Consider the following 12901-nt stretch of genomic DNA (forward strand, 5'->3'; position numbering starts at 1 on the left):
GGAAGGAACACCGCCGGTGAACGCACAGTTGCTCGACGGCAAGGCGACCGCCGCCGACATTCGCCGCGAACTCACGGAGCGCGTGGCCAAGTTGACCGCCACCGGCGGCCGCCCGCCGGGCCTCGGCACCGTCCTCGTCGGCGAGGACCCCGGCAGCCACGCCTATGTCGCCGGCAAGCACCGCGACTGCGCCCAGGTCGGCATCGCCTCCATCCGCCGCGACCTGCCCGCCGACGCCACCCAGCAGCAGGTCGAGGACGTCATCGACGAGCTGAACGCCGACCCGGCCTGCACCGGCTACATCGTCCAGCTCCCGCTGCCCCGCCACCTCGACGCCAACGCCGTGCTGGAACGCATGGACCCGGCCAAGGACGCCGACGGACTGCACCCCGTCAACCTCGGCCGGCTCACCCTCGGCGTCGACGCCCCGCTGCCCTGCACCCCGCGCGGCATCGTCGAACTCCTGCGCAGGCACGGCGTCCCGCTCGCCGGCGCCCGGGTCTGCGTGGTCGGCCGCGGCATCACCGTCGGCCGTCCCATCGGCCTGCTGCTCACCCGCCGCTCCGAGAACGCCACCGTCACCCTGTGCCACACCGGCACCAAGGGCCTGGCCTGGCACACCCGGGAGGCCGACATCGTCATCGCGGCCGCCGGTTCCCCCGGGCTGATCACCAAGGACATGCTGCGCACCGGCGCGGCCGTCCTGGACGTCGGCATCACCCGCACCGACCAGGGCCTGGTCGGCGACATCCACCCGGACGCCGCCCAGGTCGCCGGCTGGATCGCGCCGATGCCCGGCGGAGTGGGCCCCATGACCCGCGCGATGTTGCTGGCCAACGTCGTCGAGGCCGCCGAGAGGAACGCCACCGCCGTATGAACGCGCACCTCCCCCCGTACCCGCAGCACCCGTACCCTTCGGAAGACGGAGACGTCCGATGAGCCCCCGCACCCCCGGCGCCGACCTCCCCGAGCACCCCGACTGGCTGTGGCGCGACCCCGAGCCGAAGAAGTCGTACGACGTCGTGATCGTCGGCGGCGGCGGACACGGCCTGGCCACGGCCCACTATCTGGCGAAGAACCACGGCATCACCAATGTCGCGGTGCTGGAGAAGGGCTGGCTCGGCGGCGGCAACATGGCCCGCAACACCACGATCATCCGCTCCAACTACCTGTGGGACGAGAGCGCCGGCATCTACGAGCACGCCCTCAAGCTCTGGGAGGGGCTGGAGGAGGAGCTCGACTACCCGATCCTCTTCTCCCAGCGCGGTGTGCTGAACCTCGCGCACAGCCTCCAGGACGTCCGTGACAGCGTGCGCCGCGTGGAGGCCAACCGCCTCAACGGCGTGGACGCGGAGTGGCTCGACGCCGACGGCGTCAAGGACGTCTGCCCGATCGTCAACATCTCGCAGGACGTGCGCTACCCCGTCCTCGGCGCGACCTACCAGCCGCGCGCGGGCATCGCCAAGCACGACCACGTGGCCTGGGGCCTGGCCCGCTCCGCCGACGCCGCCGGCATCGACATCATCCAGAACTGCGAGGTCACCGGCCTCGACGTGGTCGACAACCGGGTCGTCGGCGTCCGCACGACACGCGGCCGTATCGCGGCCGGCAAGGTCGCGCTCTGCTCGGCGGGCCACACCTCGGTGCTCGCCGCCATGGCGGGCATCCAGCTCCCCGTCCAGTCGCACCCGTTGCAGGCCCTGGTCTCCGAACTCCTGGAGCCGGTGCACCCCACGGTCGTCATGTCCAACGCCGTCCACGTGTACGTCAGCCAGGCGCACAAGGGCGAGCTGGTGATGGGCGCGGGCATCGACGCGTACAACTCGTACACGCAGCGCGGTGCCTTCCACATCATCGAGGAGCAGATGGCCGCGGCCCTGGAGCTGTTCCCGGTCTTCGCCCGCGCCCACGTGCTGCGCACCTGGGGCGGCATCGTCGACGTCAGCCCCGACGCCTCGCCGATCGTCGGGCTCAGCCCCGTCGACAACCTCTATCTCAACTGCGGCTGGGGAACGGGCGGCTTCAAGGCCACCCCGGGCCTCGGCTGGGTCTACGCCCACACCATCGCCCACGACACCCCGCACGCCCTCAACGCCCCCTTCTCGCTCGACCGTTTCACCACCGGCGCGCTCGTCGACGAGCACGGCGCGGCCGCGGTGGCCCACTAGGGAGCCCCACACATGCTGCTCATCACCTGCCCGTGGTGCGGGCCCCGCGACGAGGCCGAGTTCCACTACGGCGGCCAGGCCCACGTGGCCTACCCCGAGACCCCCTCGGCCCTCACCGACGAGGAGTGGGCCCGCTACCTCTTCTTCCGCGACAACACCAAGGGCCCCTTCGCCGAACGCTGGAGCCACGCGGCGGGCTGCCGCCGCTGGTTCAACGCGGTCCGCGACACCTCGACGAACGAGATCCTTTCGGTGTACCGCTCGGGCGAGGAACGCCCGGCGACCCCGGAGCCGAGGCCCGCGCTCTCAGCCCGTCCGGCGTCTGAGGACGAGGCCGTTCAGGCCGAAGCGAGGTCTGGGGGCGCAGCCCCCAGGAGCGGGGTCGAAGGGGCACAGCCCCTTCAGGACGGGACGGGTAGGGGCGGCGGGGGCGAGACGACCCAGCCGTTCCGCCACCCCACCCGCGGCCGCATCGACCGCGACACCGCCCTCACCTTCACCTTCGACGGCACCGAGTACCAGGGCCACCGGGGCGACACCCTCGCCTCCGCGCTCCTCGCCAACGGCGTCATCCACGCGGGCACCAGCATCAAGCTCGGCCGCCCCCGGGGCATCTTCTCCGCCGGTGTCGAGGAACCCAACGCGGTCATCCAGATCGAGGAGCCCTTCCCCGAGCCCATGCTGCCCGCGACCACCGTCGAGCTGTACGACGGCCTGGTCGCCACCAGCCTCCCCGGCCAGGGCCGCCTCGCCACCGAACCCGACCCGGCCCGCTACGACGCCGTCCACGCGCACTGCGACCTGCTGGTCGTGGGCGCGGGCCCGGCCGGCCTCGCGGCGGCCGCCGCCGCGGCGAACAGCGGCGCCCGCGTCATCCTCGCCGACGACCAGCCGGAACTCGGCGGCAGCCTCCTCGGCACCGCCGAACACCTCGACTGGGTGGGCGAGACCGCAGGCCTGCTCGACGCCGCAGGCGAGGTCCGCGTCCTGCGCCGCACCACCGTCTTCGGCTACTACGACGACAACCACCTCCTCGCCGTCGAGCGCCGCACCAACCACCTCGGCGCCGCGGCTCCCGGACACGTCTCCCGGGAACGCGTCTGGCGCATCCGCGCCCGCCGCGTCGTCCTCGCGACCGGCGCCCACGAGCGCTCCCTGGCCTTCGCGGACAACGACCGCCCCGGCGTGATGCTGGCCTCCTCGGCCCGCACCCACGTCAACCGCCACGGCGCCCTGCCCGGCCGCCACGCGGTCGTCTTCACCACCAACGACAGCGCCTACGCGGCGGCCCTGGACCTCGCCTCGGCGGGCCTGACGGTCACCGCGATCGTCGACACCCGCCCCGAGCCGGGGGAGTGGGCCGCGCGCGCCACGGCCGCCGGCATCGAGGTCCTTGCCGGGCACGCCGTCACCGGTACGGCGGGCGAGTCCCGCCTCACCGCCGTGACCGTCGCCCCGTACGGCGAGTCCGCCGGGCAGCGGGAGTTCGCCGCGGACCTGCTGCTGGTCTCCGGCGGCTGGAACCCCGCGGCACACCTGTTCAGCCAGTCCGGCGGCAAGCTGCGCCACGACGAGACGCTGGGCTCCTTCGTGCCCGACACCGGCCGCCAGGCCGTCGAGGTCGTGGGCAGCGCGAGCGGTCTCTTCGACACCGCCGCTGTCCTCGCCCAGGGCGCCGCCGCCGGTGCCCGCGCGATCGAGGCCGAGGGGTACACGCCCGAGGAGCCCCGCCTCCCCGTCGTGGCGCCGCAGCCGCGGACGACCCCGGCGATGCACGTGTACGTCGTCCCGGGCGCGCCGGACGCTCCCCGGTTCGTCGACCTCCAGCGTGATGTCACGGTGGCCGACCTGGCCCGCGCGACCGGCGCCGGCCTCCGCTCGGTGGAGCACACCAAGCGGTACACCACGGCCGGCACCGCCAACGACCAGGGCAAGACCTCGGGCGTGCTGGCGAGCGGCGCCGTCGCCGAACTGCTCGGCGTGGACGTCTCCACCCTCGGCACGACCACCTTCCGCCCGCCGTACACCCCGGTCTCCTTCGCCGCCCTCGCGGGCCGCGACCGGGGCGTGCTGAGCGACCCGGTCCGTACGACCGCGATCCACGAGTGGCACGTCGGGCACGGTGCGCTGTTCGAGAACGTCGGTCAGTGGAAGCGCCCCTGGTACTACCCGCAGGCCGGCGAGGACATGGAGGCCGCCGTGCTGCGCGAGTGCGCGGCCACCCGGGAGGGCGTGGGCTTCATGGACGCCTCCACCCTCGGCAAGATCGATGTCCAGGGCCCGGACGCCGGGGTCTTCCTCGACCTGCTCTACACCAACATGATGAGCACCCTGAAGGTCGGCATGATCCGCTACGGCGTCATGTGCCGCCCCGACGGCATGGTGTTCGACGACGGCACGGTCATCCGCGTGGCCCAGGACCGCTACCTGGTCACCACGACGACCGGCAACGCCGCCGCCGTGCTCGACTGGATGGAGGAGTGGCTCCAGACGGAGTGGCCCGAACTCAAGGTCCACTGCACCTCCGTGACCGAACAGTGGGCCACGGTCGCCCTGGTCGGCCCGAAGTCCCGCGAGGTGATCGCCTCGCTCGCACCGCAACTGGCCGTCGCCAACGAGGACTTCCCGTTCATGGCCTGGCGCGAGACGACCGTCGCGGGCATCGAGGCCCGGGTCTGCCGGATCAGCTTCTCCGGCGAACTCGCCTACGAGATCAACGTGTCGCCGTGGGAGGCGCTGACGCTCTGGGAGGCGCTGTACGAGGCCGGCGCCCCGTACGGCATCACCCCGTACGGCACCGAGACCATGCACGTCCTGCGCGCCGAGAAGGGCTACCCGATCATCGGCCAGGACACCGACGGCACGGTCACCCCGCAGGACCTCGGCATGAGCTGGGTGGTCTCCAAGAAGAAGCCGGACTTCGTCGGCAAGCGGTCCTACACCCGCCCCGACACCGTCCGGCCCGACCGCAAGCACCTGGTCGGTCTCCTCCCCGAGGACCCGGGCGACTTCCTGCCCGAGGGCACGCACCTGGTCGCCGACAGCGTGCTGCCGGCCCCGCCCGTCCCGATGCTGGGCCACGTCACCTCCAGCTACCGCAGCGCCGCCCTCGGCCGGACCTTCGCGCTCGCCCTGGTCAAGGGCGGCCGGGACCGCATCGGCGAGCGGCTGTACGCCCCCGTGGGCGACCGACTGGTCCCCGTGACCGTCGCGAGCCCCGTCCTCTACGATCCCGAGGGAGCCCGCCGCGATGGCTGACACCGCCCTGACCTCCCGGCCCCGCAGCCCCCTGTCCGGGGCCGCCGACCGGCTGGCCGCTGCCACCCGCGCCTCCGGGGGCACGATCCGGCTGGCCGAACTCCCCTTCCTCACCCAGCTCGACGTGCGTCTCGACGCCAAGGGGGCGGCGGCGGACGCCGTCGGCCTCGCGCTGGGCCTCCCGTTGCCCCTGGAGCCCGACACCGTCGTTCGCGCGGGGGAGCTGACCGTGCTGTGGCTCGGCCCCGACGAGTGGCTGCTCGTGGGACCGCCGGGCGGCGGGCGCGAACTGGAGAGCCGGATCCGGGAGGCCGCCGGAGAGGAGCACGTCTCCGTCACGGACGTCTCCGCGCAGCGCACCACGGTCCTCGTCGCCGGCGCGGGCGCCCGTGACCTGCTGGCCCACGGCTGCTCGCTGGACCTGCACCCGAGGGCCTTCGGGGCCGGCCGCTGTGCCCAGACCACCCTGGGCCGCACCCAGGTCGTCCTGGTCGCGCGCGAGGAGCCCAGCGCGGGATTCTGGGTCCTGGTCCGTTCGTCGTTCGCCGGCTATCTGGCCGACTGGCTGCTCGACGCGGCGACGGAGCACGTCTGAGGTATGCGGGTCCCTGTCAGCACGTCGAAAGTCGGACACCGGTGACCGTCACGATCCACGCCCCCGCCACGCCCGCCCACCCGGGCACGCCGGACCTGCACCCGCACGGGCTGCCGAGGCCGGGCCGGACGCTGGTGATGGGCGTCGTGAACGTCACGCCGGACTCGTTCTCCGACGGCGGGCTGTCGTACACGGCCGACGCGGCCGTGGCACATGGCCGCGCCCTGCTGGAGCAGGGCGCGGACATCGTGGACGTGGGCGGCGAGTCGACCCGCCCCGGCGCGGCGCGCCCGCCGGTCGAGGAGGAACTGCGCCGGGTACTGCCCGTCGTCCGGGCCCTCGCGGCGGAAGGTGCGGCCGTCAGCGTCGACACCATGCGGGCCGAGGTCGCAGCCCGCGCCCTGGAGGCGGGCGCGCGGCTGGTCAACGACGTCTCGGGGGGTCTCGCCGACCCGGGGATGCTGCCCCTGATGGCACGGGCGGGGGTGCCGTACGTGCTGATGCACTGGCGCGGCCACTCGGCCGGGATGCAGACGAACGCCGTCTACGGCGACGTGGTCGAGGAGGTGCTCGGCGAGGTACGGCTGCGGGTCGACGCCGCCCTGGAGGCGGGCGTCCCGCCCGGCTCGCTGATCGTCGACCCCGGGCTGGGCTTCGCCAAGACGCCCGAGCACAACTGGGAACTGCTGGGCCGTCTCGGGGAGGTCCGCGCACTGGGCCGTCCCGTCCTGCTGGGCGCGTCCCGCAAGGCGTTCCTGGGGCGGCTGCTGGCCGACCGGACGACGGGGGAGCCTCGTCCGGCGCGCGAGCGTGACGCGGCGACCACCGCCGTGTCCGTGCTCGCCGCCGCGCAGGGCGTCTGGTGCCTGCGGGTGCACGACGTCGCCTCGACGCTGGACGCGGTGCGGGTGACGGCCCGTTGGGGCGCCGAGGCGGCGGTGGCGGCGCGGGCGCCGCTGGGCTGAGCGTTGCGCGCGGGCGGTCAGCCCAGGTAGCCCATCCTGCGGCTGATCTCCTCGGCGCCCTGTGTCAGCACGGGCACGAGTGCGCTCATGCGTTCCTCGGTGAAGCGGTAGGCCGGGCCGGAGGCACTGAGCGCGGCGATGACCTCGCCCTCGCGGGAGCGGACCGGCGCCGCCATCGCGTGGAGTCCGATCTCCAGCTCCTCCATCGTCACCGCGTACCCGCGTGTCCGCGCCTCGGCGAGGTCCTTCTCCAGCTTCGCGCGGGCGGTCAGGGTGTGGGGCGTCAGCTTCCGCAGCCCGGACGCCTCCAGCACCTCGGCGCGGCGCCGCTCCGACAGATGGGCCAGCAGGATCTTGCCGCTGGACGTGGCGTGCACGGGGGTGAGCTGGCCGACCCAGTTGTGGGTGCCGACCGCGCCCGGTCCGCGTACCTGGTGGAGGTTGACCGCGTAGTGCTCCTGCAGCACCGCGATGTTGACGGTCTCGCCGATCTCCTCGCTGAGCCGCTCGCAGACCTGTCGTCCCTGCTGGGTGATGTCGAGCCTGCCCGTGACCGCGCCGGCGAGCCGCACGATGCCGAAACCGAGCCGGTACTTGCCCCGCTCGGCCGTCTGCTCGACCAGTCCGCGTGCCTCCAGCGCCCCGAGGAGCCGGAACGCGGTGGACTTGTGGACGTCGATCTCGGCGGCGACCTCGCTGACACCGGCCTCGCCGCGCTGGGCCAGGATCTCCAGCACGCTGACGGCGCGGTCGACGGACTGCACACCGTTCACCGCGGGCCCGGTTGTTGCGCCCTCTGCCGCGTAGTTGCTCATGGTGCAACTATACGCAGTCGCGCCCGAAGATCCCGAGAGGGTCCCGCTTCGGGGCGGACCTGGCCGGAACCGATCGCTCGCATGGTCGCACGGCCCGTCCCGCCCGGGGAAGGGGGTGGTGTCGAGGGGGTCCGGGCAAGTCGGTGCGACCGACCTCTTGACAGTGGGTGCCCTCAAGGAGACAGTTTGGTCGTCGTTGCTCATAGCGAAGATAGTTGCGCTATATGGAACACGGCGACGGTGGCTCGGCCACGGTCCCCGTCCGGGCGCCGATGCAGTCACTCCCTCCCCTTCCTGCCCTCCCCTTCCTCGCCGACAGCTCCGGGGAGCGATCGGGGTCCGCCCGCCATCCAGCACATCCGGCCGAAGCACGGATTCGGCCGTCCCTCGACGAGGAGATCGACCGTGACACACGAGGTACGCGCCGTCGTCGCCCGCAAACAGGGCGCCCCGGTCTCGGTGGAGACCGTCCTGGTGCCGGACCCCGGCCCCGGAGAGGCACTGGTGCGGGTGCAGGCCTGCGGTGTCTGCCACACCGACCTGCACTACCGGGAGGGCGGCATCAACGACGACTTCCCGTTCCTGCTCGGCCATGAGGCCGCGGGCGTGGTGGAGTCGGTCGGCGAGGGCGTCACCGACGTCGCCCCCGGCGACTTCGTCATCCTCAACTGGCGTGCCGTCTGCGGCACCTGCCGGGCCTGCCGCAGGGGCAGGCCCTGGTACTGCTTCGCCACGCACAACGCCACGCAGCCGATGACCCTCGCCGACGGCACCCCGCTCTCCCCGGCCCTCGGTATCGGCGCCTTCGCCGAGAAGACCCTGGTCGCCGCCGGGCAGTGCACCAAGGTGGATCCGCTGGCCGCGCCCGCCGCCGCCGGCCTCCTCGGCTGCGGTGTGATGGCCGGCTTCGGCGCGGCGGTCAACACCGGCGGCGTGGGACGCGGTGACTCCCTCGCGGTGATCGGCTGCGGCGGGGTGGGCATGGCCGCGATCGCGGGCGGCAAGGTCGCCGGCGCCGGCCGCATCATCGCCGTCGACGTCGACGAGCGGAAACTGAAGTGGGCCGAGCGGTTCGGCGCCACCGACACCGTCGACGCCTCCCGGACCGACGCCGTCGAGGCGATCCGCGAACTCACCGGCGGCTTCGGCGCGGATGTCGTCGTGGACGCGGTGGGCCGTCCCGAGACCTTCAAACAGGCCTTCTACGCCCGCGACCTGGCCGGCACCGCCGTCCTCGTGGGAGTCCCCACGCCCGGGCTGAAGCTCGAACTTCCGCTGCTGGACGTCTTCGGGCGCGGCGGCGCGCTGAAGTCCTCCTGGTACGGCGACTGCCTGCCCTCCCGCGACTTCCCCGCCCTGATCGACCTCTACCTCCAGGGCCGCTTCGACCTCGGCGAGTTCGTCACCGAGACCATCGGCCTGGACGACGTCGAGGCCGCGTTCGCCAAGATGCACCACGGCGACGTCCTGCGTTCGGTGGTGGTCCTGTGACCGCCCGTATCGAGCGCCTCGTCACCTCCGGCACCTTCACACTGGACGGCGGCACCTGGGAGGTCGACAACAACGTCTGGCTGATCGGCGACGACGAGGAGGTCCTGGTCGTCGACGCCGCCCACGACGCGGACGTCATCTCTGCCGCCGTCGGCGACCGCCGCCTGGTCGCCATCGTGTGCACCCACGCCCACAACGACCACGTCAACGCCGCCCCGGCCCTGGCCGCCCGCCACGGCGCGCCCATCCTGCTCCACCCCGCCGACACCGTCCTGTGGAAGATGGCGCACGGCGAGGCCGCCCCCGACTTCCGGGAACTGGCCGCGGGCGAGACCCTGACCGTCGCCGGCGTCGAGCTCACGGTGCTCCACACGCCCGGCCACTCGCCCGGCGCGGTCTGCCTCCACGCCCCCGGGCTGAACGCCCTGTTCTCCGGCGACACCCTCTTCCAGGGTGGCCCCGGCGCGACCGGCCGTTCCTTCTCGGACTTCGGCACCATCGTCGCCTCCATCCGGGACCGGCTGCTGACGCTCCCCGTCGGCACCACCGTCCACACCGGTCACGGCGACACCACCACGATCGGCGCCGAGGCGCCCCACCTCGACGAGTGGATCACCCGCGGCCACTGAACCGCCCGCCACCGCTTCCCGACATTTTCCGAAGGTGACTCGATGACCCTCACGAATCTGCCGCCCAGCCTGATCCCCACGCTGTCCGGCGAGTACTACACGGACCCCGGAGTCTTCGCCCAGGAGCAGGAGCGGGTCTTCGAGGCCATGTGGTTCTGCGTGGCCCGCGCCTCCGAACTGGCCAAACCCGGCGCCTTCCGCACCTACCAGGTCGGACGCGAGAGCGTCCTCGTCTCGCGCTCCCGGGACGGCTCGATCAAGGCATTCCTCAACATCTGCCGGCACCGCGGGGCCAAGCTCTGCCTGGAGGAGTCGGGCGAGGTCAAGCGGGCCTTCCAGTGTCCGTACCACGCCTGGACGTACGGACTGGACGGCAAGCTCGTCGCCGCGCCGAACCTGACCTCGATGCCGGACATCGACCGCACCGAGTACGGCCTGATCAACGTCCATGTGCGGGAGTGGCTCGGCTATGTGTGGGTGTGCCTGGCCGACGAGCCGCCGTCCTTCGAGGCCGACGTGCTGGGCGCGGTCGTCGAGCGTCTCGGTGACGTGGAGTCGATCGAGCGGTACGACATCGACAACCTGTCGGTGGGGCGCCGGATCACGTACGACGTGAAGGCGAACTGGAAGCTCATCATCGAGAACTTCATGGAGTGCTACCACTGCGCCACGATCCATCCGGAACTGACCGAGGTGCTGCCGGAGTTCGCGGACGGGTACGCCGCGCAGTACTACGTGGGCCACGGCGCCGAGTTCGGTGACGACGTGCAGGGGTTCACGGTCGACGGTTCCGAGGGCCTGGACCGAATCCCGGGAGTGGCCGAGGACCAGGACCGCCGTTACTACGCGATCACCGTCCGGCCGCAGGTGTTCATCAACCTCGTCCCCGACCACGTGATCTTCCACCGCATGTACCCGATGGCGGCGGACCGCACGATCGTCGAGTGCGACTGGCTCTACCTGCCGCACGTCGTGGACAGCGGCAAGGACGTGGAGCGTTCGGTGGAGCTGTTCCACCGGGTGAACCAGCAGGACTTCGACGCCTGCGAGCGTACCCAGCCGGCGATGAGCTCGAAGGCGTACGCCAAGGGTGGCGTACTGGTGCCCAGCGAGCACCACATCGGCGAGTTCCACACCTGGCTGCAGAACAAGCTCGACGTCGGCCCCGCGCACTGACCTCGCGGCGCCGTCGCGAACCCCCGTCCACCTGCCGATCCGGTCCCTCCGGCAGGTGGACGGGCCATGGAGAGGGAGTTGCGTTCGATGCAACTCGGAGCGCCATCGGGAACGATCGGCGGGTCCGCCCTCTTGACGCCCCCGAATTCCACCGAAACCATGTTGCGCATAACGCGTGTCGTTGTGCCATATGAGACACCCCTTCGTCAGGAGCCCGCATGAGGAGCATCACCGTCGTCGGAGCGTCACTGGCGGGCCTGAGCACGGTCCGCGCGCTGCGCGCAGAGGGCTACGACGGCGAGATCGTCGTCGTGGGGGAGGAGCGCCACACCCCCTACGACCGCCCCCCGCTGTCCAAGGACTTTCTGAAGGGCGACATCGACGCCGACGCGCTCGCGCTCGGGGACGCCGCCGAGTACGACGATCTGGACGTGCACTGGCTGCTCGGCGAACGCGCGGTCCGTCTCGACCCCGTCGCCCGGACCGTCACCCTGGCCGGCGGGCGGCAGGTGCGCACCCACGGCGTGGTCGTCGCCACCGGCGCGAGCCCCCGCACCCTCCCCGGGTCCGACGGACTGGCCGGCGTCCATACCCTGCGCACCCTGGACGACGCCCTCGCCCTGCGAGCCGAGTTGCTGGACGGCCTCCCCAGGATCGTCGTCATCGGAGCCGGCTTCATCGGCGCCGAGGTGGCCTCCACCGCCCACCGGCTCGGCCTGCACGTCACCCTCGTCGAGGCGGCCGAGGTCCCGCTGGAGCGTCAGCTCGGCCGGGAGATGGGCCTGGTCTGCTCCTCCCTGCACACCGATCACGGCGTCGACCTGCTGTGCGGCACGGGCGTGGCCGAACTGCTCGGCCGGGACCGGGTCACCGGCGTCCGGCTGGCGGACGGGCGGGTGCTGCCCGCCGACGTGGTCGTGGCCGGCGTCGGGGTCCGGCCCAACACCGACTGGCTCGCGGGCTCCGGGGTCCTGGTGGACGACGGCGTGGTGTGCGACGCGGGCTGCGCGACCACCGTCCCGGGCGTCGTCGCCGTCGGTGACGTGGCCCGCTGCCCCCACCCCTTCACCGGACGCCACGCCCGCATCGAGCACTGGAGCAACGCCACCGAGCAGGCGAGGACCGCCGCCCGGACCCTGCTGACGGGGGTGTCCGCCCCGGCCCCGCTCACCGCCCCGTACTTCTGGTCCGACCAGTACCGCACGCGCATCCAGCTCGCCGGATACGTCGTCCCGGGCGCCGAGCCCGAGATCGTCGAGGGCGACCTCGACAGCCGCACGTTCACGGCCGTCTACCGGCACGGGGGCGACCCCGTGGCCGTGCTCTCCCTCAACCAGCCGAAGTTCTTCAACCGGCTCCGCCGCACGCTCGTCCCCGCCGCCGCGGTCGCCGTGTCCTGAGCGCCCCGCTCGTGAGCGTCCCACCTCCTCCCTCCGGAACCCGCACAGGAGACCGCTGATGACCCTGTTCAACCAGTCCCTGCACGACCTCGACCCCGAGGTCGCCGCCGCCGTCGACGCCGAGCTGAACCGCCAGCAGTCCACCCTGGAGATGATCGCCTCGGAGAACTTCGCGCCCGTGGCGGTCCTGGAGGCGCAGGGTTCGGTCCTGACCAACAAGTACGCCGAGGGCTACCCGGGCCGCCGCTACTACGGCGGTTGCGAGCACGTCGACGTCACCGAGCAGATCGCGATCGACCGGGTGAAGGCCCTGTTCGGCGCGGAGTACGCCAACGTCCAGCCGCACTCCGGCGCCTCCGCCAACCAGGCCGCCCTGTTCGCACTCGCCCAGCCCGGCGACACCA

The 12901-nt window shown here is 72.4% G+C and carries 10 protein-coding genes and 1 pseudogene; 10 read left to right on the forward strand and 1 reads right to left on the reverse strand.

What is annotated here, in order from left to right; all coding sequences use genetic code 11:
- Nucleotides 1-16: 16 nt before the first annotated feature.
- The 5 genes from ACFU5F_RS35450 to folP are packed head-to-tail and all read left to right on the forward strand — an operon-like array spanning nt 17 to nt 6986.
- Nucleotides 17-877, forward strand: a complete 861-nt coding sequence (locus ACFU5F_RS35450; protein WP_351683499.1) for a bifunctional methylenetetrahydrofolate dehydrogenase/methenyltetrahydrofolate cyclohydrolase — start codon at nt 17-19, stop codon at nt 875-877.
- Nucleotides 878-935: 58 nt separating this feature from the next.
- Nucleotides 936-2168: a sarcosine oxidase subunit beta family protein gene (locus ACFU5F_RS35455; protein WP_059078267.1), complete on the forward strand. Its 1233-nt coding sequence runs from the start codon at nt 936-938 to the stop codon at nt 2166-2168.
- A 12-nt stretch (nt 2169-2180) separates the two neighbouring features.
- A complete protein-coding gene (locus ACFU5F_RS35460) occupies nt 2181-5426 on the forward strand; it encodes a sarcosine oxidase subunit delta family protein (protein WP_383896502.1) in 3246 nt (1081 codons plus the stop codon).
- Nucleotides 5419-6021: a sarcosine oxidase subunit gamma gene (locus tag ACFU5F_RS35465; RefSeq protein WP_383896504.1), complete on the forward strand. Its 603-nt coding sequence runs from the start codon at nt 5419-5421 to the stop codon at nt 6019-6021. The genes ACFU5F_RS35460 and ACFU5F_RS35465 overlap by 8 nt, the downstream gene beginning before the upstream one ends.
- Nucleotides 6022-6062: 41 nt before the next feature.
- Nucleotides 6063-6986 (forward strand): dihydropteroate synthase, encoded by a 924-nt coding sequence (gene folP / locus ACFU5F_RS35470; protein WP_383896507.1) that lies wholly within the window; start codon nt 6063-6065, stop codon nt 6984-6986.
- Nucleotides 6987-7003: 17 nt separating this feature from the next.
- On the opposite strand, the gene ACFU5F_RS35475 is transcribed toward folP, so the two are convergent.
- The gene (locus ACFU5F_RS35475) at nt 7004-7801 is read right to left on the reverse strand and encodes an IclR family transcriptional regulator (RefSeq protein ID WP_383896509.1); all 798 of its coding nucleotides are present in this window, start codon (nt 7799-7801) and stop codon (nt 7004-7006) included.
- Between the two features lie 405 nt (nt 7802-8206).
- Here ACFU5F_RS35475 and ACFU5F_RS35480 point away from each other — a divergent pair, with 405 nt between their 5' ends.
- From ACFU5F_RS35480 to ACFU5F_RS35500, 5 genes and pseudogenes are all read left to right on the forward strand, one after another.
- Entirely contained in the window at nt 8207-9292 is a 1086-nt protein-coding gene (locus tag ACFU5F_RS35480; RefSeq protein ID WP_383896512.1) for an S-(hydroxymethyl)mycothiol dehydrogenase, read from the forward strand.
- Nucleotides 9289-9921: an MBL fold metallo-hydrolase gene (locus ACFU5F_RS35485; RefSeq protein WP_383896514.1), complete on the forward strand. Its 633-nt coding sequence runs from the start codon at nt 9289-9291 to the stop codon at nt 9919-9921. Before ACFU5F_RS35480 ends, ACFU5F_RS35485 begins: the two co-directional genes overlap by 4 nt.
- A 42-nt stretch (nt 9922-9963) precedes the next feature.
- On the forward strand, nt 9964-11097 hold the full coding sequence (locus tag ACFU5F_RS35490; protein WP_383896517.1) for an aromatic ring-hydroxylating dioxygenase subunit alpha: 1134 nt from the start codon (nt 9964-9966) through the stop codon (nt 11095-11097).
- Nucleotides 11098-11315: 218 nt separating this feature from the next.
- Nucleotides 11316-12497, forward strand: a complete 1182-nt coding sequence (locus ACFU5F_RS35495) for an NAD(P)/FAD-dependent oxidoreductase (protein ID WP_383896521.1) — start codon at nt 11316-11318, stop codon at nt 12495-12497.
- A gap of 58 nt (nt 12498-12555) precedes the next feature.
- Nucleotides 12556-12901: pseudogene (locus tag ACFU5F_RS35500) on the forward strand (serine hydroxymethyltransferase); the annotation flags it as partial.

It is taken from the genome of Streptomyces sp. NPDC057438, from assembly GCF_042802995.1.
In the GTDB taxonomy this organism is placed as follows: Bacteria; Actinomycetota; Actinomycetes; order Streptomycetales; family Streptomycetaceae; genus Streptomyces.

Excerpts from the sequence above, each read along its gene's own strand:
- ACFU5F_RS35455 (WP_059078267.1), top strand. The coding sequence starts at position 936 with ATGAGCCCCCGCACCCCCGGCGCCGACCTCCCCGAGCACCCCGACTGG.
- ACFU5F_RS35460 (WP_383896502.1), top strand. The coding sequence starts at position 2,181 with ATGCTGCTCATCACCTGCCCGTGGTGCGGGCCCCGCGACGAGGCCGAG.
- ACFU5F_RS35465 (WP_383896504.1), top strand. The coding sequence starts at position 5,419 with ATGGCTGACACCGCCCTGACCTCCCGGCCCCGCAGCCCCCTGTCCGGG.
- ACFU5F_RS35475 (WP_383896509.1), bottom strand. The coding sequence starts at position 7,801 with ATGAGCAACTACGCGGCAGAGGGCGCAACAACCGGGCCCGCGGTGAAC.
- ACFU5F_RS35490 (WP_383896517.1), top strand. The coding sequence starts at position 9,964 with ATGACCCTCACGAATCTGCCGCCCAGCCTGATCCCCACGCTGTCCGGC.
- ACFU5F_RS35495 (WP_383896521.1), top strand. The coding sequence starts at position 11,316 with ATGAGGAGCATCACCGTCGTCGGAGCGTCACTGGCGGGCCTGAGCACG.